The sequence below is a fragment of the Pseudomonas sp. MC6 genome (assembly GCF_054790575.1).
This window is the reverse complement of sequence record NZ_CP186504.1, coordinates 1662436-1685259: the sequence shown is the minus strand read 5'-3', so window position 1 is coordinate 1685259 and position 22824 is coordinate 1662436. Positions and strand designations below refer to the sequence as shown.

General features: G+C 53.6%; 17 protein-coding genes and 1 pseudogene. 6 read left to right on the top strand and 12 right to left on the bottom strand.

The window, feature by feature from the left end:
• Positions 1–154: 154 nt before the first annotated feature.
• The 3 genes from ACOYXE_RS07595 to ACOYXE_RS07585 form a co-directional block, all read right to left on the bottom strand.
• The gene (locus tag ACOYXE_RS07595) at positions 155–1222 is read right to left on the bottom strand and encodes a hypothetical protein (RefSeq protein WP_460928499.1); all 1068 of its coding nucleotides are present in this window, start codon (positions 1220–1222) and stop codon (positions 155–157) included.
• Between the two features lie 111 nt (positions 1223–1333).
• Entirely contained in the window at positions 1334–3178 is a 1845-nt protein-coding gene (locus ACOYXE_RS07590) for a UvrD-helicase domain-containing protein (protein WP_460929793.1), read from the bottom strand.
• A 26-nt stretch (positions 3179–3204) separates the two neighbouring features.
• Entirely contained in the window at positions 3205–5514 is a 2310-nt protein-coding gene (locus tag ACOYXE_RS07585; RefSeq protein ID WP_460928497.1) for an AAA family ATPase, read from the bottom strand.
• 372 nt (positions 5515–5886) lie between these two features.
• Between ACOYXE_RS07585 and ACOYXE_RS07580 the strand changes: the two genes are divergently transcribed.
• From ACOYXE_RS07580 to ACOYXE_RS07565, 4 genes are all read left to right on the top strand, one after another.
• Positions 5887–9957, top strand: a complete 4071-nt coding sequence (locus ACOYXE_RS07580) for a KAP family P-loop NTPase fold protein (protein WP_460928495.1) — start codon at positions 5887–5889, stop codon at positions 9955–9957.
• Between the two features lie 374 nt (positions 9958–10331).
• Positions 10332–10754 (top strand): type II toxin-antitoxin system HicB family antitoxin, encoded by a 423-nt coding sequence (locus ACOYXE_RS07575; RefSeq protein WP_460928493.1) that lies wholly within the window; start codon positions 10332–10334, stop codon positions 10752–10754.
• A 499-nt stretch (positions 10755–11253) separates the two neighbouring features.
• Entirely contained in the window at positions 11254–12375 is a 1122-nt protein-coding gene (locus ACOYXE_RS07570) for a hypothetical protein (protein WP_460928491.1), read from the top strand.
• A gap of 156 nt (positions 12376–12531) precedes the next feature.
• A complete protein-coding gene (locus ACOYXE_RS07565) occupies positions 12532–12999 on the top strand; it encodes a hypothetical protein (RefSeq protein ID WP_460928489.1) in 468 nt (155 codons plus the stop codon).
• A 249-nt stretch (positions 13000–13248) separates the two neighbouring features.
• Here ACOYXE_RS07565 and ACOYXE_RS07560 read toward each other — a convergent pair whose 3' ends face one another.
• The 8 genes and pseudogenes from ACOYXE_RS07560 to ACOYXE_RS07525 all read right to left on the bottom strand — a co-directional run bounded on the left by ACOYXE_RS07560 (position 13249) and on the right by ACOYXE_RS07525 (position 19223).
• Positions 13249–13728 (bottom strand): hypothetical protein, encoded by a 480-nt coding sequence (locus tag ACOYXE_RS07560; protein ID WP_264365259.1) that lies wholly within the window; start codon positions 13726–13728, stop codon positions 13249–13251.
• A 641-nt stretch (positions 13729–14369) separates the two neighbouring features.
• Positions 14370–15224 (bottom strand): hypothetical protein, encoded by an 855-nt coding sequence (locus tag ACOYXE_RS07555; protein ID WP_460928487.1) that lies wholly within the window; start codon positions 15222–15224, stop codon positions 14370–14372.
• A gap of 253 nt (positions 15225–15477) precedes the next feature.
• A complete protein-coding gene (locus ACOYXE_RS07550; RefSeq protein ID WP_460928485.1) occupies positions 15478–15993 on the bottom strand; it encodes a cupin domain-containing protein in 516 nt (171 codons plus the stop codon).
• A 214-nt stretch (positions 15994–16207) separates the two neighbouring features.
• Entirely contained in the window at positions 16208–16603 is a 396-nt protein-coding gene (locus ACOYXE_RS07545; RefSeq protein WP_460928483.1) for a DUF1330 domain-containing protein, read from the bottom strand.
• Positions 16604–16663: 60 nt separating this feature from the next.
• The gene (locus ACOYXE_RS07540) at positions 16664–17050 is read right to left on the bottom strand and encodes a putative quinol monooxygenase (RefSeq protein ID WP_460928481.1); all 387 of its coding nucleotides are present in this window, start codon (positions 17048–17050) and stop codon (positions 16664–16666) included.
• 15 nt (positions 17051–17065) lie between these two features.
• A pseudogene (locus tag ACOYXE_RS07535) lies at positions 17066–17437 on the bottom strand (membrane-bound PQQ-dependent dehydrogenase, glucose/quinate/shikimate family); the annotation flags it as partial.
• A gap of 49 nt (positions 17438–17486) precedes the next feature.
• The gene (locus ACOYXE_RS07530) at positions 17487–18251 is read right to left on the bottom strand and encodes an SDR family NAD(P)-dependent oxidoreductase (RefSeq protein WP_160057883.1); all 765 of its coding nucleotides are present in this window, start codon (positions 18249–18251) and stop codon (positions 17487–17489) included.
• Positions 18252–18461: 210 nt separating this feature from the next.
• Positions 18462–19223 (bottom strand): MFS transporter, encoded by a 762-nt coding sequence (locus ACOYXE_RS07525; protein ID WP_460928479.1) that lies wholly within the window; start codon positions 19221–19223, stop codon positions 18462–18464.
• Between the two features lie 478 nt (positions 19224–19701).
• Here ACOYXE_RS07525 and ACOYXE_RS07520 point away from each other — a divergent pair, with 478 nt between their 5' ends.
• On the top strand, positions 19702–20193 hold the full coding sequence (locus ACOYXE_RS07520; protein WP_174244456.1) for a (R)-mandelonitrile lyase: 492 nt from the start codon (positions 19702–19704) through the stop codon (positions 20191–20193).
• A 6-nt stretch (positions 20194–20199) separates the two neighbouring features.
• Here ACOYXE_RS07520 and ACOYXE_RS07515 read toward each other — a convergent pair whose 3' ends face one another.
• Entirely contained in the window at positions 20200–21111 is a 912-nt protein-coding gene (locus ACOYXE_RS07515; protein ID WP_460928477.1) for a LysR family transcriptional regulator, read from the bottom strand.
• Between the two features lie 371 nt (positions 21112–21482).
• On the opposite strand from ACOYXE_RS07515, the gene ACOYXE_RS07510 reads away from it, so the two are divergent.
• Positions 21483–22823 (top strand): cytochrome C, encoded by a 1341-nt coding sequence (locus tag ACOYXE_RS07510; RefSeq protein WP_405123763.1) that lies wholly within the window; start codon positions 21483–21485, stop codon positions 22821–22823.
• Position 22824 lies beyond the last annotated feature (1 nt).

The following is a 22824-nucleotide window of genomic DNA, read 5'->3' as shown; positions in this document are numbered from 1 at the left end:
GTATCTATATAGTGTTGTAGGAGGGGGTATTCTATTATTTGAATTCACGGAAGAGCACCGTTTTTGAGCATGAGAAATCGCGGCAATTGTATTTTCTAAAAAATTAAAATGCTAACCGTTGACCGCCTTTTGATCCGCGCGATCGAAATATAAACTAGAGCGTGTCAGGTGCTAACATCCATGACTCCAAGACTTCGACAACATAATCCTCGACACCAACACCATCCGCATGAAGTTTAAGAATCTCTCGAGCCAAGCTCTTATTATTTTTTAACGTTTTGTTTGAATAACCTCCAAAGTACGAAGCCTCGCTAACCTGCGGCGGACGAATATTTACTATAGTCTGCCGAAACGACATTGGCGCCGCATCCTCGTTATAGTGAACATTAACCTGAATGAGATAAAGCGACAATCCATCAGGATCTGCGCTAAATTTCGAATGAAGCTTAAATCGAATCCTATCTGTTTCCTGGGGCTTGACTTCATGGTGGACTTTCTTCGTTGCTAAGCTTCCGGGGTTCTCGGAGATAGTAATATCATACGTCGCTGAGACATCCACAGCGCGATGATGCCTGTCCGTCAAAAGTTGCCAATGCTTAACAGTATAGAAGGATACTTCCTTGACAAAAGCGACTTCAGATCCCGCATTTCTGAGCTTTAATTCGACTTCGGTAGCTACCTCATCCCCATCATCTTGGTCGTCGTCCTGAACTTCGTAAAAGTCCACTACCTTGAGATTGTGAGCGGGTGGTGTAGACTCAAAAGAATTCAACACTTGCTTGATTTGATCGTTACTCAGTAAGAACAGCTTTCTTTCTAACTGGCTTGCTAAGAATACCTCAGCGTGGTCTAAACCATGCATGTGCTTTAGTTGCTCGACAGCTTCATAAATATGAGGAGAGACACCTTTAAACTTATCGTTTATGACGAAATAAAATTCTCGTACAGACGATATGTGATCCCAGAAGCTTTTTAGCTTCTCGAAATCATCATTGAGTTTTCTCAGCGCATTTTTCGTATTGCTGGTTAACGTTTCAGGAGCGTATGACTGATAGTATCGACCATTATTGGCCACCCACCCGTCATTCCCCCGATCACCAATATTCCCGTAGGCTTTCACCGGCTTAAACCCCGGGTCACTGTAGGACATGATCTTTACAAAAAGATCCTCATATTTCTGTCCTTCAGATTCGTGAACCAATAATTTAAAAGCGGTACGCATCTCACATCCTGTTTTTATCTTGAGACCAGAAACATAAATTTCTCGCCATACATGAGCTGATTAACCGGGCTAAGTGGAGTGTGCCCCACACGGTTCAACTTCTTACACCTCTCACAGCACGACAATCTCGTCTGCCTTCAGCCAGCCGGCTTCAATGACGTTCGTTTTGGCAGTCTCTGGCTGGGCGCTATAAATCACGATTGCCAAGCTCTCCTCTGCACGACTGCAGGTCACATAAAGAAGCCTGCGCGTGCGCGATAAGGAATCATCCTTGCCCGCGCGCTGATTCTTCATGTCGGTTGACGAAGCAGGCGTAACGCCGAGCAGCTTCTCATAGCTAAACAGAAAACCGCCTGCCTCTTCATCGTTCAGGATGACCATCACACGCGGAAACTCTAGGCCTTTCACCCCCTGGTGGGTGCCGAACGGTGAGAGCCCATTTGCGTAGCCAGCGAACGCCTCCATCTCCGAGTAAGAGCGTCCCAGGACGATCCGATAAGCATGAATCTCAAGCGCTTCGCGATCCGATGTTTCCGGGGCATCGTCAGCCGTTGCGCCCAGAGCCATCGCTTCGACGAAGCGAGCAGGCAGGTCTAGCAGGCCAGTCCTTTGAAGAACTTGAGCCACCTCCCCAATGAGTGGATCATTGTCCGTAAGCATCTCACAGAGCGACTGGGTCGCTTTTCCAGCAGCCTCCAGCACCTCTAGTTGGTTGGTGCCAGCCGACTCCAAGTATTTGGGATCAAGCAAGGGGGAGCGCAGCCGCACCGCTTCCATGAGCGTGAAATCATCCGCTCGAGCCGCTTCTACTATTGGGGCGACCCCCTCAAAGAAAAGCTTGAGTATGGGTAGCGTTCCGTCCAGTAGGCCCGTGTTTAGGTGTTCAACGGCATACAACGGCGTGAATACACCTTCAAACCCCATACGCCGCCCAGCCATCTTGTGTTCCAGGATGAGCGTCTTGCGGCCTTGCATACCGGTTGCCCACTGAACATCGCCGGTGACGTCAGCCATTTGCTTAGCAATCTGCTCTTCCAGGCTGAAATCCTGACCCGGTACCTGCCGTGTGCAGAACATTCGTACTGTGCCTCTGGCAGCCCCCGGCTTAGGTATTTGCTGATGACCATCAACGCTCGCACGGATCACATTGATTAAGTCGACAACTCGAGTTGGGCAGCGACGGTTCACGCGCTTTTCTGGCTTGGCCCAATCCGCAGGAATGGCATCATCCAACCCAACTTTCCCGTCGTTGTAGATGCGTTGCATCGTGTCGCCGAGAAGCCCTAGGCAGAACCTTTCAGGGATTGCCGCTTGAGCTTGCAGAAAGGTATCCATTAGCGGGCCGTACGTATCCTGACTTTCATCGATCAAGAGCACCGGGTGCCGGTCGGCCATCACATCAAGCAAGGGCGGCTTCGGGATGAACGCCGCGGCCATCTGGATGACCTCGCTATGGTTCAAAGATTGCCTGCTTCGGTTGTCTCCCGTCGGGCTATAGGTGAAGTCGGTGATTTCATCCAGGCTCGCGAGGCGACGGGCCTTGCTGTCCCGGCTCGCCCGATTAGCACGAGACGTCTTATTCTCTCCTTGCGCCCTACGGAGTTTGTCATCCAGTTCGTCAATGTCGGCGGCGAGCTTAACGCGCAACCAATCACGAATGTCATCGTTGAAGCCCTTGATCATCCTCCAGGAGAAAGCGTGGATCGTTGAGACTTCAACCAGAGGATCGTGCTCGAGTCGGCGCTCGATCTCCTCGCAGGCCGCATTGGTATAGGTAATGATCGCGATCTGCCGACCTTCAAATGTGAGACGTTGTCGCTCACGCCCTTTGAGCGATTTCACTGCTTCTACGAGCGAGTGGGTCTTGCCAGAGCCGGCCCCGGCGTAAAGGAAGAAGCTGCGTGGCTGCTCTAGGTTTAGACATTCCCTGATAACCTCATCAGCAGTCGGCTTCATTTCATCAACAACCTCGGTAATGGCGCTCACTGTCCAGTCACCTCGATGCTGGCCGTTGGAATTATCAGGAGTTCCTTACTCTTTTTCTTGAGCTTGGTCTCTAACCAGGTGAGCCCTTCGCGGATGTACTCGGGAATCGCCACCTTGGCAAAGTTGGGATCTCCCAGTATCTGTAAAGCAAACTCCGCCTTGTCTCCATTCTTGAGAGCGTCGAACAACGCCTGACCCAGATCGTCCGCGGTTTCCGACTCACGCAGCGCTTTGGAAACTGCCTTGGTCAAACCCCGGCCTTGCTTAGTCGCAAAATGCTTCACGTTGCTCATTACCAGGCTGTCCTCGAAGGTATTGGGCAGGGCCTCTACATCAACTTGAGTCTTAGGAAGACGAATGGTGATGGGTGTCTGATACGCCACTCTGATAGCAAACAAATCATCGATCTGAACAGCTTTTTGCTCACTATCCAGATCCAGCAGAGTGTCCACGTCATGACCCAGTTGTCGGGCCGCCACCCAGTGCCGGAGGGTAGGGTTATTGGTTGACTGCTCTGCCTGGCGCCTAACCGGTACCGCTGATTTCTTGTGGCCAGCGTCCAGATCAGTGATCACCAAAGTCACGATGCCCAATGCGTCTACCAGCGGCCGGAGTCGGTGAGCGTGGCTGCCCCCGATATCCAAGATGGTGATGTAGCATCGATCCAGGAAGGGGAAGTGGTTGCGCAGGAAGTGAGGCAGCATCATTCGCTCTGCAGCACCTTCTACCAAAATGACCGCGTCGGCGAAGAAGAGATCGGCATGTTGCGCCCTGAGGTAACGGGTCACGAACTCCTTTGTTTGCTTGTGAGGGTTTTTCTGCCCGAAAACAGTGCTTAGGTTGGAGACTGTGGACACTGGAATAGGTACGCCGGCCATGCCCGCGGGCAGCCTACGGAAATACCGAAGATTCGCGTACTCCGTCTCATGCGCGACGTGGCTCGAATGAGAGCTGACAATCAGTTGAGTTTTGAGCTTCGGATATTTCTTAAGCAGAGGGTCATTACACAGGACGTGATACGCATGCTTGATGAAGGCTTGCTGCACCTGGACGTGTAGGTGAGCCTCAGGCTCCTCGATCAGCACTAGGTGGATTGGTTCGACACCAGTGTCGGACTGCTCCTCCGCGTTCTTGTACTTTCTCAGCCATTCATCTCGAAACGCCATCAACTGGAAAATCATTGAGATGAGGTTTTGGTAACCCAAACCGTTGGACGTCTCGGGCAAGCGCATGGGAGGGGCGCCGGGCGCGCCTGCGGCTGAGTCCAGCTCGAATAGTACTGCTGCTTCGTGGTTCATCCCGTCTGTAGGAGACAGCCGGGTTTCTACCCTGATAGCAGGGTCAGAATTGTTAGGGTATCCAAGGCCTGCGACTTCGTCGAGGGCAGGGGCGAAGCTGGAGGTGAGTCGGGAATCGAATGCAGATTGGGCAGCCTGGATGGCTGTCAGCGCCTCCAGGTCCGAGATATCTGGACTGTCACCCGGATCCAGATGCCGGTTGTAGTAAGTGCGCAATTGCTCCGTCAACTTTTTCCCCGAACCACCTCTGCCTTCGGTGATGGATTCTTCCGCGCTGTCTCCAAAGCCGCGTTGGGCGTTGATTTCGTGAACTCGGATGAGATCGGTCAGGGGGTTGCTTTCCAGCGGAATAGCGGTCACGGACAGTCCTTGAAGTTTGGCGTGACGAGTCTTGGGATCTGGTGCGCTGAGTTGCGTAGGATCGAGACGGTACCAGCGAATCGCGAACATCGTTCCCAGGCGCCGGTTGAGGTAATCGTGCAAACTTTGCGGCCACAGTTGCAGGGTGAGCGGAGTCTTTCCCACCTCGGCCTGTTTCTCAATTTCCTCTTGCAGCAGCTTTACGCGCTTCCGCTCCTTCCGGTAATCAGTAAAGAGCTTAGCCATGTCCTTTGGCTCGAGTCGGAAGCGCATGCCAACGTGGCCGCCTTTCCAGGCAAAATTGGGAATCAGATCTCTGATGTGGTGGAGTTCGCCTTGTGAGGCTTCCACCCACAGATCCAGGGTGGGTAACCAGTGCGCCCACTCGTTCGCCGCGGGGGCTTCGAGACTTTCATCATCAGCTTCCCAATCGACGCCAATGGCATCAATAGTTCTGAGATGCGAGAGCGTCAGATCTTGGAGCCGGAACGCGGTCGCTTTTGAAAGAAGGAACTTGCGTAGCGCCAACATCGCGGAGGATTTACCGCTGTTGTTCGCTCCGACCAGAAGGGTAGTAGTGCTCGCCAGGTCGATTCGAACTGACAGGAGCTTGCGGAAGTTCGCGATCTCCAGGTGCTGGATTTGCATAGCCTCTTCCTTGTGACCGCACTTTGGCGGTTTGCCAAGCCGATAGATGTGTGGAGACGACTCTAGCCCAATTACAACAGGACTCCATTAGGAATGTCATTTTGCCACTTCAGAGGGTGCCGATTCACGGCTCGCTCAGCGTTGTTCATTGACTGTCGTAAGAAGGTAACGGCACTTCTAAATGCTCGCACCAAACCGCATGTCTTGAGGCAACTAAGAAGTTGCGATGACGGCCTTTGCATTTGGCTTAGATGCTCAGCCCGAGTTCAAGCCCAAATTTGTACCAAGGGCAAAGTTGTGTTGTCCTCCATCCTTCCAGTAGGCTTGACCGATAGTGGCAGCCCGCCAGTAACACGTTGAAGGACGCAACGCATGCCTGAATCCTACAAGCCAATGCCGGCAGTGCTCGATCGGCAAATCGAAAACGAAGCTCAGGATGCATTTGGTCACAGGCATTTTTCCCAGGCACTCCAGAGCCTGATTGAGGCCGATCACCATAAGCCTCCGTTCAGCATTGGACTACTCGGCGGATGGGGTACCGGGAAAAGCTCTATCAAAGAGCTTTACACCCAAGGCCTCGCCGACGGCGCATCCGACGGTTCCGGTAAGCCTTCACGTAGGTCTAGCATCAAGAGCATCACTTTTAATGCCTGGCGTTTCGGCGGTAAAGATCAGGACATCAAACGCGCGCTTCTGCGCCACGTTTTTATCGAGCTTGGGGGAGACGAACAGGCGCTTCATGACAAGCTCTTCCGAAACATCACACAGGTTGAGCATCAGTGGAAAGGATTTCGAGAGTACGCTTGTCAGTTGTGGCGCGCGTGGTCGATGCCGTTGCCTGCCTTCCTGGTGGCCATGCTGTTGCTTTTTGGTTTGCTGTGGGTTGGGCTAGCCGTCCTCCCTTGGAGCGACCCCTATGTTCGATCGACCTTCATCTTGGCAATAAGCGGTGCCTACAGCTATCTACTCAAGAACCTGAAGCCCTCAAAGGTCGATAGCTTCCGGTCGATCACAAAGGTTTCTCTTCCCAGCGCCAGCGCAGAACAATACGAAGAAATGCTCCTCGAACAGTTGAAGGCGTTCAAGGAGCCCTCAGGGATATTTCGAAAAGTAAACCCTTGCGAGCGCTTGGTGATCTTCGTCGATGATCTGGATAGGCTCTCAGCAGAAGAAATGGTACTCGGCCTCGACGCCGTCCGGGCGTTCATGGAAATCCCCCCTGAAAAGCTTCCACACGGGTTGGGCCTAGTGTTTGTGATCTCGTGTGACGAAGCAAAAGTTGCCGATGCGCTGGCGCGGGGTCGCGGCAAAAACCCTGAGCAGCCAGGTACCGTTTTCACGCACATGGACGCTCGTCGGTACCTTGATCGCATCTTCCAATTTCGACTTGAAATCCCGCCAGTACCTCGAGGCGACATGAGGCAATTCGCGCTGAAAAATCTCCTGTCATTTACTGAGATTGTCAGCGACCTGAAGACTTCGGGCTCCAGCCCCGAGCAAGTGATTGATCGGATGATTCACGTGAATGTCGCGGATCCTCGGAACGCTTTGCAAATCGTCAACGCTTTTGCACAGTCCTGGTGGTTGGCGAAACGTCGTGAGTATGAAGGCAGTGCAGGGGAGCGGCCAGGCGGTCTGCACGAGGGATCGGTGACTGCCCACCCCATCTCCTTGGGTGCACTCAGTGCAGCACGGGTGAGCTTCCCGGACTTCTATCGTGATCTTCAGGATGACCCCTTGCTGCTAGGTCGACTGACCCAGTTGCTTGTGAATGAAGGTTCGCTTCTGGATCAACCAGTTGAAGCCCAAGCGTTACTGGGTAAGCGTTATGTAACCTTGGACAAGGATAGTAAGACAACAACGATTCGCGATGACTGTAGGGACCTTCGTCAATTCCTGTCCAGCCTTGTTGGTATTCGTTGGCCGGACTCTCTTCAGAGTCTGCTTCTGCTGTCTGAAGATCCAATAAGTCGAAAGTTTGGTGCCGGGACCAGCGTTATATACAATCTGCTGATGTCTGGCGATACTCGTGGTGTGGTTGAGCAACTGTCAACGCGCGCCGATAATGCCGCCCTAAGCGATGACCACGCTCACCTGCTCCACGAGCTGGTCAGTGATCTACACTTGGAGACGACTGCCCGCCGTCATAATGCAATGCGGGTGATCGCCAACCTCCTTGATCGGCTACCACCGCGGACAGTGCGTCTGATGCTGGGCAAACTGTGCAACGAGCTCACGGCGTCACTCGATCTCCGGTCAATGATTGGTCTGGACAGAATTGGCAACATCGTCTCAAGTGCCAATACTCAGGAACAACGCCAAATCGCTGCAGAGTTGATTGACGATCTACTCTCGACCAGCCAAACCATCGAATTTCGCCTAGAAACCATGCAGACTCCGAGCTTGGACGAAGCCCGGGTGATGGTTAGTAAGGCCTGTGACATCGTGCTCAGCGTCCGCTCAGAGCACGGACTGCCAGCTGCTCAGGAACGCAAGTTGATCGATTGGCTCAAGGTCAGAGATGTCAATCTCAGTGGCGGCTCCTACCAGTTCGAGTTCCAAGAGCTGGAGCGGTGGTTAGATGATCATGAAGCTATGTTGCTATCGATGTTGGGTACGGACTACGTGACACTTGTTGCCGACGAGTTGGATGCAAACCGTGGCGAAGTGATGAAGTTGCCAGTGGTCGCAGGGCGAGTCGGTCGTCTGTTTGCCGAGTTGGTGTCCCAAGGTGAAGAGAGCAGATCCATTTTGTGGCCACTCGTGCTGAGATATTTGGCTCTACCGCGAATTGAGCTGCAGGCTTGCGCACTGACTGTGCTAGAGGCAGCACATCAAAAGGCGGACGCACAAACGCTTTCGGGATGCGTGATCGCGGTGGCGAAAAATCTTCTGGCTCGTCCAAAACCTGAGATCGATTACCGTCGAGGGTTCCAATGGACAATGGCTGTGGCTTCAGCTCGTTTTGGTGAGTTGACAGCAGACGCACAATCGAATCTTGTTTTACTGTGCAACAACCTATCCACTGGAGAAGACTATCAAGTCGATGCGGTAGCGCTTTTCGAGCTAATGATCCAGCGTGCCCCTGATCTTGCCGCCCAGGTCAGCACGAACTGGGTTGAGCGTTTGGCTGACGAACTGCCGATAGACTGCTGTCGCTCTCTGATGAAGGGCTTCGACAAATTGCCGGACGAGGTTCAAATTAAGATCACCACTTATTTCGACTCCGGGTTTACCGCTCCGATGCCTGAAGGCTTTGGCGAAATTTACACGATGGCCTCCGTGGAAATTCCGAGTCAATCCTGGGCTACCGGGAATCTGCAAGCACATCTTGATAGAGCGCTGAGCCGGCTGCCGTCATTCGTATCACGATCAGCCGACGATCTCGACAGCGTTATGGCCGGCCTTTCAAAAATCTACCTCAATGGATCTCCAGCGACAATCGCATCCTGTCTGCGTGATACGTTTTCTTCCGCTAGCAGCTACCCCGCTCAGAATAATCAGCTCCATCAGCATTTCGCAGACACATGGCCATCGGTCGATCAGGTACATCCAGGGTACGTGCCTGACACGATCTTTACGGAGGCGATCAGTACCGGCCGGCGCGACCTCAAGGAAGCGAAGCGCGGTTTGCTGGCGTCCCTTGATTCCATGATCACTGCCAAACGTGTGACTGCCGAGCGTGAAGCTGATCTCGTCGAATTCGCCTGCCAGGTATGGCAAACCCACCCAGCCGAAGCAGAGCATTTCTTCACCTGTGCCGCCAGGCATTTTTCGCCAAGTCAGATCGCCCAACTACCAGCGCCCATCAGTTGGAATTCGGAGCAAGAGGTGGCCTGGTTGGCAGCAGTCTGGAAAAAAGCGGTATCGGTGCTGGATCTGCCGAAAAGCGTCGCATCGACATTAGAGGTGCTTGCGCTAGCGCATTCAGGCACTGTGGACGCGCCCGATCAATTGTTGTCGTTGTGGTCGAAGTGCTTGGACAAGACTGCTTATCGAGTATTGGCGCAAACCCTACTTACCGCCGAAGCAACCGACAATGGACGACGCCGAATCTGGCGTCAGATCACATCACTTGATCCAATGCAGGCACCGCAAGAACTTATCGATCTTGGTATCCGGATCTTGGCACTCGGCTCAGCGCCGGAAACAGCCAGCGCGGTCAACGAAAACCTGGAGTCCTTCTGCGTCCGCCTGACCAACCAAGAGAGCAAGCTCGCTACGGCCCAGACCTTATTGAGAACACTGCCGCGCTGCTCCTCGATCAAGATCAAAACAAATATGGCTCGTTTGTCTTATAGCCTGGGTACCCATGCAGCGCTGGCATCGGTCGACGCATCCACACTCAGCGAAGAGGACATGCAGATAATCTCGGACACGTTTGGGAAGGGACGTGAATTGACCAAGCTGAAAAGCCGATTCGACAAGGCTTCAGAAGAATGACGGGCAATGTAATCACAGCATGGGCATCCCCGATGCAAATGACAGCTGGCAAGCTCGCTGACTACCTATTTGCTCAATCGTCTGTGGGCCTTCCGGCAACTGATTGCAGCGCTGAATTTCATGCATGTACATGCTTCCTGCGAAGCGATGACCCAGCGGGCTGGAATAAGAGTAGTCCAATTGATTAGTAGGTCGCATTTATTGATTGCCGACGGGAGGTCGCGGGGAATACGACCCTGAGCACAATCAGCTCCAGATGTGCTACAGATTGCGTTTGCGCTGCCGATCATAGCCCGTGAGCGACCGGCGAAACTCGACGTTAAAGGCTACGGGGGATCAACGAAAGCTTGGGCAATTTAGAGAGGCGTAAAGCCATGTATCACTACTCGCTAGTGCAGCATAGCGAGCCCACCGGTGTGTGGTTGTCATGCACCGATATTCCGGAAATGAACGCCGAAGGCAGTACGCTGTGCGAAGCATTTGCCGAAGCCCTAAATGGTTTGGAGTCGGCGCTGTCGTTGTACGTAGAGCAGCGGCGCAAGATTCCAGCACCCTCGGTGCCAAGCGCCCCTGCGATGGTGCTGCACTTGCCGGTGCTGACTGTGGCCAAGATCTTGCTATGGAATGCCATGTGTGATGAAGGCGTGAGCCGCGCCGAGCTTGCCCGTCGAATGGCTTGTTCGCGGCAGGTTGTCGACCGTTTGCTGGACTTCATCCACGCCTCGAAAATTGAGCAGATGGAGCGTGCGCTTGCATTGCTGGGTCGGCGTCTGTCGCTGGTCCTGGAAGTAGCCTAATGCCGGAATCTGCCTCGTCCCAAGCGCACCATTCACGCCTGCTGTTGGTCTGATATCACCGACGCTCTCGTGTATACCCTAAGGCCGCGCCGGGTAGACCTCGCTAAGGCGTACCCAGGGATGATTGGACCGAACAACTGTGCTATTTGTGTACCGCTGGAGCTAGGGGAGTATGCTTTTGACGTGAGGGCTCAGTTGCTAATGACTGCTCGCAACCTTGTGATCAGCTTGCGAACGCGGCAGTGGTATCCCAGTGTTGGGTAATTGCACGGACTTGCCCACCCATTTGCATTCGACCTGACCATCATTTGCATCGGATCTGACCATCAAGCGTGGCCATGACCGGCAGAAAACGGCCAGAAGAGGGCGATGACAATTAAATAAGTTTGTCCCTTTTCAGTTCCTTTCGGTCGTCATTTCGCGATGGAGCTTTACAGATGGTAGGATGATGGCTTCTGGCCGGCATCATGATAGGCCACTGATGAATTTTGGAATGGACATGTCTCAACAAATGGAAGTAAAAGACACTGAGTCTTCTAAGGGGTATTTTAAGGATGACGAGATGCATCGTCTCCTTCTAGAGACTGAGAGTCGGTACAGAAGTGCTATCGATACTGACGGGATGGACACTAGTGGTATCAATATTTTTATAATTAGATCACTAGCCGCGATGCGAAATAATTATATTGCTTTTGAGCGCGGCTGCCTGTTTAACATTGAAATGATCGGTCGTGAATTTAAAGAGAAATTGGAGACGATAGATCCTCAAGATTCCAAAGATTCTGAACTGTTGGCTGCTTTTATATTTCGCTTTGTGCAGGAGTATGAGGTATCGAATTCCAGCGGTCTTTCTGAAGAATTAGCACATGGACTCAGGATGATCCGGGGGCTGAAATTAGATCACCCTGCAGGAAGTCACATAATTTACGGTCAGCACTCAATGCTGATTGGAGTGTTGAAGAAGTATCTTCATCATGAGGATATTGTTGCTATAAAAAAACTTCCAGAAACTATTGAGCGTGCGGTGAGAGTTAATGCTGACAATGAGCGCACCCTCAACGAAGGACAGCAAAAAGTAGCACACTTGGCGGAAGGTCTAAAAAAACTTAAGATTGGTTCGGATTTTGTAGAGCTGGTATCAGGGTTTTCAAAAATGAGAGCTGGCAAGGCAATCGAAAAGCATTTCAATTTTGCGTGTTTACTGCTTTTGGCAGCGATGATGATCTCCCCGGCGGCGCTGAAAGTATATGTCTATTATGCTGAACTAAAAATCCCGGAGATTGATGTCTATACAGCTGTATCGATTGCTGCTTTGGAATTGGTGTTCGTATACTTTTTTCGCGTGGCGCTTCACAATTTTAGAGGCGTGAAAGCGCAGATGCTCCAACTTGATCTTCGTATAGCTCTACTTCAGTTTATTCAAAGTTATGTGAAGTTTTCAGGCGAGGCTAGAAAAACAGTTTCCAAATCCAATGGTGAAGGCTCTTCTAAGGAGCTGACTTTAGACCGATTTGAACAAGTGATTTTCAGTGGATTGGTAACTGGTGAAAATGAGTTGCCCTCGACTTTTGATGGTCTGGACGGATTAGCAAAAATCATCGAAAAGGTGAAAGGTAAGTGAGCCTGAGATAAAATTTAGTTCAAGTTAAAAATTTCCGTCTCTTGAATCAAGTGCGCGTTGGGAAAGGGGGCTGATTTACTTTTTAGTCCCCTTTTTTGCTATTAGAATCCGTTTTCTGAAAATAAAATCGTCCCCTTTTCCGCATTAGGTTTTTCCATGTTTAACAGAAGCGATTTTGACAAACTCTCCGGGGAAGGAATGACTTATTGGAACGCGTGCGGTCGTTGGCGCGGTCTCTATTACGTCACCTATCCAGCAGTTGCCTTTGAATACCCCGACTCTGAAGAGACCATTCGCATAACTCGCGCGCCCAAACAGCAAGGCGAGAACGGATTGAAATTCTGGCTTCATGCGGAATGTGTAGCTTGGCATCCCGATAGAGAAAGCTACTTCCTGGGCTACGTTTCTGACGCTAAGTTTGAGGAGATTTCGGAAGCTGTTTTCAATCAGATGGTCGCGGATCAGGCGCGGGATTTGATTGCTCCCCTCAAACAGCCGCTGCATGAGCCGAACGGCTTCATCGGAGCGTTGTTGATGTATTCAATGAAGACGGAGTTCATCGTTTCACTGTTCGCGGAGTATGAAGAGGAGTACATCCATTTTTATTGGGACACGACATCATGAGCTGCAGCCAAGGGCCGAAAGCGGATTAAGTCGAACCCCACACTGTTGCCGAGAAGCGGCCGTTATGAATGGCACGCGGATAGCTAGCGGCTACCTATCGCAAAAGATAAGCCATCGCTTCCAGGCGGATGGGACAGCGCGCCGTATGGTGTGATTTTTTGTACATCCGCCTATAAGCGTTCCGATAAAGCTATGACAGATAAGTGACGGCCGAAAATGGAAAGTCAAGGTCGATCGCCCGCTCTTGAGTCACGCTCTACCCATTTCCTCGTACGAAGCATCAACGAACATGATGTGCTCATCCCAAGCGGCTTCAGTTACATCCCGGATTATTTCAGCAAGAGTATCAACATCCACCCCCTGAGCTTCGATGCAGGCCAGGCGTCCGGGTGACCAGTCGATGACAGAGCACTGTGGATACTTCCCTAGCAGTGCGACCAGGGTCTTCTGAGGCGGCTCTTTGCAGGTGTACATGAAGTCAAAATACGGGGCGCTGGTATCCTGAAGCGAGTACACCAGAGCCCAAGCATTCGATGGACCGGAAAAGTACATAGTGACGTAACGATGTGCCCATTCTGGCCCTCCGTGTTTGATGAGGCGAAGTACTTCGACGATCGAATGACAATCGGGGATTCGGATCATGCGATCAGGGTCAAACGTCCGGCCAATCAAAGGTTGGGCTACTACTTTACTGAGCAGAAATGCAGTCATTTTTGCTTTTTTGTTCATCGTATTGTCTCGTGTTCGAATGTCCGCTTTTGGCCGTATGCAGTCGCATGGGAACGTCCGCTCTTGGTCGTTCTCTGCCGATCACGGTTACAAAGCGTGCGGGTCAAATCCGGTGCAATTGGTGTCAGAACGAATGAAAATGACTGGTCAGGTCGAATACAACTTGGTGGTGAAGTAGAGTGCAATTTCGCAAGTGTCATGCGGCACGTTGACCGGCCGCGATGGCAACCTTAAAACTTAACGCTTTCGCAACGGGGCTAGGATTTGTTCGACATCCAATCCTTTAAGCAGGCAATTATGTGTAATTGCCGACAGTGCTTCATAGAGTTGGTCCCGCATCTTTATTAACTCAGCATTCTCCATTTGCAGATTGGCAATTCGTTCTTCGAGGCTTCTTCGGCGGCGGGCACCGTCTGGATCTCTCCCACTCTCCTTGAGTTGTGCGATACGGGCGGATTCAATTCGCCTCCCACGATCACCTACCAGGGTAGCGCGGCTAGTCAGGCCCAATCGTCGCTGCACTTCGGGGCGTGAAATAGGCGCGAGCTCCAGCCCTAAGCTAATCATTTGAGCGAGGAGGGCGTCGATTGCCTCGTCCAAGTTGCTGCCTCTCAAGGTTTGCCGTTGCGCCATGGTCGCCTCTAATCATCCGAAACCGAACTGTGTCGTTTATCCGTGTCCGCAATTGTCATTGGATGCCCATTTGGAAACACGCGTTGCATACCTACATCGGTCTCGCGTGCGAGGACGGATTTTAAATTGTTTAGCTTGTTTTTCTGGTCCGCCAGCCATACATCGCTGCCTGCCTCTCCGGTACCGGCATCACGCATGATGGTAATTGCCGTAGCGAGATTCTCGGCTTGCTTCTGAAGATTGGCCCGCTCCGATAAAGTGCCCATCAGATGGAGATGCGAGCAGCCATTCCAGCACTGAAGATGTTTAGGGCAGGGCGCCTGTGAGAAATCGTGAATGCAGCCTCCGAAGGGTGTCACGTGCAACGCCGTGGCATGTACGGTGAGGAAAGCTTCTGCCGTAGCCGTGCCTTTATCTAAGAGCAACGCATGGTAACTGTCGGTCAAAGAGCCCTGAATGCGCTTATTTCTTATGCCTGCATGTAAGAAATCGATGCGCTCGTGATGACTATTGAACGCCAGAAACTTCTGATGGGCAGCGGTATTTTCTTCAATGCTCGTGTGTTGATAATAAGTATTCTGGTCTAGGCTTTTTCGCCCCAACGCCAACGCTTGCTGAACATTACTCATTCCTGCCAAGTGGTAGATAGTGTTACGCCAATGACGAGGCTGATGGCTAGTAAGCTTGATAGGCTCTCCGTTTATTTCCACTAGGGAGCGCCTGGAAAATATTGATGAACGATGGGGATTTGAGCCGAGCGCTATATTGATATCCGATAATGTCACCGGCCGAGGCACGTACCCAGCTTGCACGAGCAGCGGCACACGCTGACCTGAAGAGAAACGGCACTGAATCAGCTTCATCGGCAGCCACCTCATTGAATGACTCGCCATGAGCACGAAGGACATGGCCCGTTGATAGATTGGACGTCAGAAGCCGGTTTGTCGAATCAGTACCTTATGAGCCTCATGAACATTTCTAACATGGCATCTAGTTTAACATAATATACATTACACGTAACAAGATGTTTCGAGATTAGCCCGGTTGCACAGTGGATTTCAACCTGCAGAATCGCCCTGAAGCCGGTCCACTGCTTTTCCTTGAATTCGACGGCGCTCAACGCTCATCACGCGTCAGCTTTTCAATCAGCGTTCGATGCTGTGGAAATTGCAGCGTAAGTTTCTGCCGATCACCCATTTCCATATCGGCAAAATCAAACCCTGGCGAAACGGCTTCGCTGATCAGCCCAAATCCGTTTTCGCCTTCGAGCAACCGCGAAGCTTTCCATATTCCACCCGGTACGTGTAATTGCAAAAGCTGTCCTGCCAGAATGTCGGTGCCCATCACCAATGTCTGCAATGAGCCGTTAGCATGAATCAGGCTGTACTCAATGGTGTCGCCCAGGTGGAAATAATGCAGGATGTCGGATCGATTGAAATGAAACTGGCCCACCGGTGATTGCTGATCCAACAGATAGTAAATCGAGGTCATCAGATACCGTGGGCCGCTGGGGGTTTCGAGTGGGTCGCGATGATCGGCCTGATAGGTTCTACGGAAATAGCCACCTTCGAGGTGAGGCTGCAGATCCAATGTTCTAATAATGTCTCCAGCTTTGGCTTCACGCATGATCATGGACTCTTCTCCGCCGAATATGCTGCTAACTTACGTTAACTCGACTAAACGACCATTTAGTGTAGTTAAACATTATTTCTAATAAATACAGGTTCATGCTCGTGCCACTGCTTTTGAAATTCACTACGCCGGTGGCATCTTCAGGCAATCATGACGGAGCCGCCCTACCCTCAATGCAAACCTCATCAGGTGGAGTTAAAAGGCAACTCGGTGACTATCGCGCCGGTACTCCCTCGATCAAGTAGACATCCGTCCTGGCTGAGCGCTGGCGGACTTTCCTCAGTTCGGTGTACTGCGCAGAGTTGTACCAAGCCTGGGCTTTTTCGACGCTGGCGAACTCGATGACAACACGGCGTCGCTTTGGCGCTTCACCTTCAAGCGAGATGGTCTTTCCGCCGCGCACGATGAAATGTCCGCCATAGGGTTTGAAGGTTGATTCGACCTGTGCACTGTAAGGCTTCATCCCCTCGGGATCGGTTACTTCAAACTCGGCGACATAGTAGGCCGGTGCTGCTGCCGCGTGGTCGTCCGAAGCCATCACGCGACAACTGCCCGCCGCAAAAAACGCCAGTCCCGCCATTGCAATTACCATCACTTTTAAATTTTTCATCACTTTGCTCCATTGAAAAACCAGCTTGCCCAGCGCGCAAATCTCTTTCGAACCAGCTGATTACGGGCCAGGCCGGGGGCTAAGTTCGATTGGTGTGGATTCAATCAAGCGTTTCGACACAATCATCGACTGCGTGGTAACGGCGTACTTTTTGAAGTGCGGCGATTCGATATGGCTTCGGTATGCCGAGTCGCTGGCGTAGATTTCGAAGAAATGAAACCAATTTGGGCGGTCGACTTCGGCGACAGCGTAGATTGATATGACGCCCGGCTCTGTTCGAGTCGACTCTGAGATTTCTTCTTTGACTGCGGCTTGATAGGCCGCAACCTGTGCAGGATCGATTTCGAGTTGCGCGATGCGCACCACTAAGCCATTTTCTTCGGCGGCCAGCGCTTGTCCTGCCAGTAATCCAGCCAATGCGAGCACTCCTAATAAACGTTTACCCATCAGTTTTCCCCTTTTTCACTGCGGCAGCGCATACGCCACCACGTAATCACCCTTCTGCGTCGTTGCTGAATTACCGCCAGCGCTGACGACTAAATATTGTCGGCCACTCTTTGGCGATACGAACGTCATCGGTGTTGCCTCTGCCCCGACAGGCAAACGCCCTTTCCACAGTTCTTTGCCGCTACGAACATCAAAAGCGCAGATGTAAAAGTCCTGCGCTGCCGCGATGAATACCAATCCACTGGAGGTGGTAATTGGCCCGCCACGGGTTGGCATGCCGATTGGCATAGGAAGGTGAGTAGCGATTCCCAGTGGGCCAGTTTGCTCGGTCGTTCCCAACGGCATAGACCAGGCGACCTTACGCGTCGCCAAATCAATCGCGCTGATCAAGCATTGAAAAATCAGCGCACTGCTAAAGAGTCATTTCGCCGCACGATCACCGCATAACGAATCCGCCATCCACTGAAATGGACTGGCCTGTGACATAACTGGAGGCGCTACTGCTTAACCAGAGAACCGCGTCGGCGATCTCTTCCGGCTTGCCATGCCGCCCCATTGGCACCGCTCTGGTCATGCCCTCAAGCGCCTCGCCCTGCCCGGCCGCGACCATCTGATCGACCATCGGCGTCCAGATCAGCCCTGGGCAAACCGCGTTGACGCGAATATTCCGAGCTGCATATTCCAATGCTGCACTTTTGGTCAGCCCTATCACTCCATGCTTGGCAGCGTGGTAGTTGGCACGTTCGGCACCCCCGATCAGTCCGCCCAGAGACGAGCAGTTGACGATGGTGCCGCTACCTTGGCGGCGCATGTGCTCCAGCTCAAACTTCATGCAGCTCCAAACGCCGCGAAGGTTAACCGACATTACTTTGTCGTAATCCTCCACTGTGGCATCAGCGGTTTCTGCAAGAAGGTTCTGGATACCGGCATTATTGAAGGCAGCATCGAGGCGACCGAACGTTGCGATGACTTCTTGCACCATGGCTTCGACCTGGTCGATTTGCGCGACATCGCAGCGGATCCCGATGGCTCGATGACCGGCCTTCACCAAGGCCTCAGCGGCAGCATTGGCCGCGTCGCCATCGACATCGGCCAACGCGACGGCAGCGCCAGCCTGGGCGAATGCCTTGGCCGTTGCCAGCCCGATACCGGAGGCGGCGCCAGTAATCAGGGCGACTCTATTTTCAAATGCGAAGTTCATCGATTTTTCCTCTAATGCCAAGGCTGTTGAATCGGTTGCGAAAGGCGCAGGGCGAAGGCTGCACTCAGTGCGCATCCCAAGCCGCAAATGGCTACAACCCACCCCATGGGCCAAGGCGTACCATCAGCAAAAACGGCGACCAATGCCGAGCCCAAAATCCCCGATCCGTACTGCAATGCGCCGGCGAGTGCCGACGCCGACCCGGCAAATTCAGGGAGACAGTTGAGCGCACCAGTGATCGCGTTGGCCAGCACGAAACCGGTGGCCGATACGAATAGAAAACAGCCGCAGATCAAGAGCGCCCCCCCCCCAATCTGCCCACGTGGTACCAGCAATAACGCGGCGCACCGGCGATAATGTCTCTGGCAACCAAAGCAAACTCATCAGTGTCGCTCCACCCAATAGCACCAATGTCCAGAAGATCGCGTGCCACGACCACAGATGGAGAATCTGTCCACCCACTGTCGGCCCCGCGAGCGGTGCGATTGCCATGACTGTCATCAGCGTCGACATCTTCTGTGCGGCCCGCTGACCTTCATACAAATCCCGCACCATGGCGCGTGCAAGTACCACATTCGCACAAGCGCCAAATGCTTGAACCAGGCGCCAGGCGATCAGGGTTGTCCCGCTGGTCGAGAGTGCACAGCCAGCAGAACCGGCTATGAACAACAGGCAGCCAAGTGCTACGGGTAGTCTTCTGCCAAACCGGTCGCTGAACGGCCCCCAGAAAAGCTGCCCCACACTGAAGCCCGCCAGGTAACCGCTGATGGTCAACTCCATCGTGCCGCCGTCCGCATGCAGATCGGCAGCCATCACGGGCATCCCAGGCAAATAGAGATCCGTGGAGATGGATGCAAACGCGAGCAGCGCGCTGAGGATCAGCAGGATGCTCAAGCCGTGCTCTCGCTCGCCTTGCTGGCTGCCTTCGCCTAGACCCGGTTGCTTTGTCGTTGCAATGCTGGTCTGGCTCACCGGGCACTCCTTGTCCGTGAGAAACGCACAGTGGCCGTATGGGAGCGCTTGCTAACCTTCGAAGCTATGTACCGACTAGCGCTGTATTTGGTGCGGTAATACGCCCATGTTTTATCCAGAGCAGAGCCGCCGAGCAGTTTTAAAGCGACTATCGCCGAGCTGGATAAGCGTGTGGGGATCATCAATAAGCCTCCGTCAGGCGCCGTAGGAATCACAGCCAGTGAATGGGGCTGGTGAGGCCACCCACGCTAATCAAGGAGAAAGAAGATGAATATGGGGCAAATCCGGGATGTGCTGATGAGTGATACTCAGCAATCCAGGTAGCGACTGCGCTAGAGGACTCGAGTCAACAGGAGCAGGCACACAGCCGGACTAATGAGAGATATTCATCGCTTCATGTCGGTTTTGCCGTGTAGTCCTCAGGTGGGTCTTGGAATAGTTTGTCAGCTCTATTGCATATCCAGCAGGAGCTTGCCTCATGAGAACACTCGTCACCGCCTCGATGCTGACTGCCGCGATCCTGTCCGACGCCTCTGCGCACGCAGCGGATCTCCCTAAGGATCAAGCCATGAGCATTGTCAGGAATGGCGACCAAGCCTCACTGATGGGGGCTCCAGGTAATTTCGTCGGCAACGCAAGGATCGACCCTCTTTTCGCCGCGCCGGAACCTTCTACTGTTTCTGCAGGTGCGGTGACCTTCCAGCCGGGGGCTCGGTCTGCATGGCATACACATCCTAAAGGCCAGGCGCTTGTCGTCACCGCCGGCGTGGGTTGGATTCAGCAGGTGGGCGGTGAAAAAACCGTGATAAGGCCAGGCGATGTGATCTGGACACCGCCCGGCGTTAAACACTGGCACGGGGCGACCGCGACCACGGGTATGACCCATATCGCGATCCAAGAGGCCGTGGATGGCAAGAATGTCGTATGGATGGAGCCGGTCAGCGAGGCGCAATATGAGGCATCGCGATGAGGCCTCTCATGGCTCATCAAGGGGCTGCAGTTCACGGATGAGATCGATCAGCAGACGCAGGCCCATCGGTAACTGCCGGTGACTTGAGTAATACATGTGAAAACCGGGTGCGATGCTGGCCCAATCATCAAGAACTGTCGTGACATACCCGCTCTCGATAAGCGGCGCCATGGCCGGCTCTGGGGCATACATCAAACCGGCGCCCTGGCGAGCTAAAGACAGGCCGACACGGGTTTCGTCGATGGTGATCAACCCAGGCACCGCAATCGAAACGGCTTCCTCGCCTTTCTCGAACTCCCAGTCGTACATACAGCCGTTGCCCAAGCGAATGCGTAAACAACGATGCTTGAGCAAATCCTGCGGATGCTCTGGAACACCAAAGCGCTCCAGGTATTGCGGAGCGCCAGCCACGACCCAGCGTATGTCCGGAGACAAACGTTGCGCGATCATGTCCTCCGGCACAGTGCCGCCGTAGCGTATACCTGCGTCATGGCCACCGCCGATGATATCGACGATCAGGTTGGTCACCGTCAGGTCAATCTGGATTTCCGGGTAGCGGTCGTTGAAGACGGGCAATACCGGGCCGAGCAGAAGATCTGCGGCGTCGCTGAGCAAGTTCAAGCGAATACGACCAGTAGGCTCATCGCGGAAACGATTGAGAACCTCCATGGCCTGCCCCATCTCCAGCATGGGCTCACTGATCAGCTTGTGCAGTTCTTCGCCCGCCGCAGTGAGAGTAACGCTGCGAGTGGTGCGATTGAGTAGACGAACACCGATTCTGCTTTCCAGGCCCTTGATCGCGTGGCTCAGCGCGGAGGCGCTGATCCCCACCTCTTTGCCTGCGCGATTGAAGCTTTGATGGCGGGCAATGGCAAGAAAGTAGACAAAATCTGCGAGGTTGGCGCGGCTTACATTCATGAGACCTCACAACTTGAATTCTGGATGGAAGCCGGACGAGCGACCACGTCAGATGATTCTACGGATCACATCAACGTATTTTGATGAATTTGCCTCATCAAACTATCGCATCAAACTCATCAGTTGATCCCGCTGGAGAACGGCGGAAAAAAATCGTTCCAGTGATCATTGCCACGGGTGGCTGATCGCCCGAGAGCGTCTGCCGCGGTGCGATGCCCCCTCGTTTACCCCTACCGTTAGTCGGATATTTCTGAGGGGTTTAGCGCAACAGCTAGCCTGCAGCCTAGCGTCAGGGATAACGCTGATCATTCGGTCCATGAAGGGCCAGTACGCCTCGTCGTCCCGACGCTTTATCTGCTGAGGAGACGATAATGAAAATAACCCTGAAACGGCTGGCGTGCCTGAGTGCAAGTTTCACCAGCGCGCTCGCCATAGCCGATGCGGCTGGCCCGCCGGTGCTGTTATCTGCGATTCCCCACGACGTCACCGCCAACCCCCCCTTCACTCTGGACAACCTGCAACACGATTTCGACGTGCTTTCGTGGCAGACCTTCGTCGCCCTGAACTGGCCCGCCAACGCTGACGGCAGCGCCAACACCTCGGCGATGATCGGCGCGCCGGGGCAGACGGTGTGGGAGTCGTGGAAGGAGAGCTACGAGATTTTCTTGCCCCAAGGCCAGAAACCGGTCGCCTGGAACCAGAAGGCGCCGCTACCCGCCGCCTGCCAAGGCAAGGGTGATCTGCCCGTGTTGCAGCAGATGGGCAAGGTCGCCGGTGTACTCGACGAGATCATCCAGCCATTCAAGACCGGCCCACTGGTGGATCAGAACGGCACTTACACGCGCAACGCGATCATGGTCAACCAGCCGATGTTCGATGACATCGTCAACAATGGCCTGTACAGCAAGGAAGGCCAGCAAGCGTTCCTGAGCAAGGCCAGCAACGGCATCGCCTTCGCCTGCGGTACGAATAAGCCCCAGCAGGTCGGCGCGATCATGGTCAAGTCGGCCTGGAAGGTACTCGGCGGCAGCGACAACCCGCAGGAATTCCACGCCATTGACGCCTTGGTCTACACCCCCGGCAACGCCGACCCGAATAAGGGCGCGGTGATCCCCGAGTCGTGCAGCGCGCATAAGGTCGGGCTGGTCGGCCTGCACATCGTGCACAAAACCGAAAGTGCGCCGCAGTGGGTGTGGTCGAGCTTCGAGCACGTGCGCAACGTGCCGGAGAAGACCACGCCGATGAACGAGCGCAAGGGCCCCTACCTGTTCTACGACGCCCAAGCCAGCGACCGCCCGGTGAACGAACCGCCCGCGCAACCGTGGGACCCATCAAAGAAAGCCACGCCCTCGCAGATCGTGCGGGAAATCCCGCTCACCGCCGCGACCCACCAGCTCAACGCACAATGGCAAGCCTCGCTCAAGGGCACTGTGTGGGCCAACTACCAGTTGATCAGCACCCAATGGCCGACCGCCCCGGCCAAGGGTTGCGAAGAGCCGTCGCCAACCAACCCGCTGGGCACGCCTGCGCCGAGCTTCCTGGCCAACGCCACGCTGGAAACCTACAACCAGGGCACCACGCCGCAGGCTTCATCCAGTTGCATGGAATGCCACAACAACGCGACCACCCGCGTCACCCAGTCACCGCGAACCAGCTTCGCCGATTTCACCTTCCTGCTTGAACGTGCCCAATCCACCGGCGCCAAGGAGTGAT

Bases quoted from the DNA above. Each gene is read 5' to 3' on its own strand.
- ACOYXE_RS07515 (WP_460928477.1), bottom strand. From the start codon at position 21,111: ATGAATGTAAGCCGCGCCAACCTCGCAGATTTTGTCTACTTTCTTGCC.
- ACOYXE_RS07540 (WP_460928481.1), bottom strand. From the start codon at position 17,050: ATGGGTAAACGTTTATTAGGAGTGCTCGCATTGGCTGGATTACTGGCA.
- ACOYXE_RS07585 (WP_460928497.1), bottom strand. From the start codon at position 5,514: ATGCAAATCCAGCACCTGGAGATCGCGAACTTCCGCAAGCTCCTGTCA.
- ACOYXE_RS07565 (WP_460928489.1), top strand. From the start codon at position 12,532: ATGTTTAACAGAAGCGATTTTGACAAACTCTCCGGGGAAGGAATGACT.
- ACOYXE_RS07510 (WP_405123763.1), top strand. From the start codon at position 21,483: ATGAAAATAACCCTGAAACGGCTGGCGTGCCTGAGTGCAAGTTTCACC.
- ACOYXE_RS07520 (WP_174244456.1), top strand. From the start codon at position 19,702: ATGAGAACACTCGTCACCGCCTCGATGCTGACTGCCGCGATCCTGTCC.
- ACOYXE_RS07530 (WP_160057883.1), bottom strand. From the start codon at position 18,251: ATGAACTTCGCATTTGAAAATAGAGTCGCCCTGATTACTGGCGCCGCC.
- ACOYXE_RS07595 (WP_460928499.1), bottom strand. From the start codon at position 1,222: ATGCGTACCGCTTTTAAATTATTGGTTCACGAATCTGAAGGACAGAAA.
- ACOYXE_RS07575 (WP_460928493.1), top strand. From the start codon at position 10,332: ATGTATCACTACTCGCTAGTGCAGCATAGCGAGCCCACCGGTGTGTGG.
- ACOYXE_RS07555 (WP_460928487.1), bottom strand. From the start codon at position 15,224: ATGAAGCTGATTCAGTGCCGTTTCTCTTCAGGTCAGCGTGTGCCGCTG.
- ACOYXE_RS07545 (WP_460928483.1), bottom strand. From the start codon at position 16,603: ATGAAAAATTTAAAAGTGATGGTAATTGCAATGGCGGGACTGGCGTTT.
- ACOYXE_RS07570 (WP_460928491.1), top strand. From the start codon at position 11,254: ATGTCTCAACAAATGGAAGTAAAAGACACTGAGTCTTCTAAGGGGTAT.
- ACOYXE_RS07550 (WP_460928485.1), bottom strand. From the start codon at position 15,993: ATGATCATGCGTGAAGCCAAAGCTGGAGACATTATTAGAACATTGGAT.
- ACOYXE_RS07590 (WP_460929793.1), bottom strand. From the start codon at position 3,178: ATGAAGCCGACTGCTGATGAGGTTATCAGGGAATGTCTAAACCTAGAG.
- ACOYXE_RS07560 (WP_264365259.1), bottom strand. From the start codon at position 13,728: ATGAACAAAAAAGCAAAAATGACTGCATTTCTGCTCAGTAAAGTAGTA.
- ACOYXE_RS07580 (WP_460928495.1), top strand. From the start codon at position 5,887: ATGCCTGAATCCTACAAGCCAATGCCGGCAGTGCTCGATCGGCAAATC.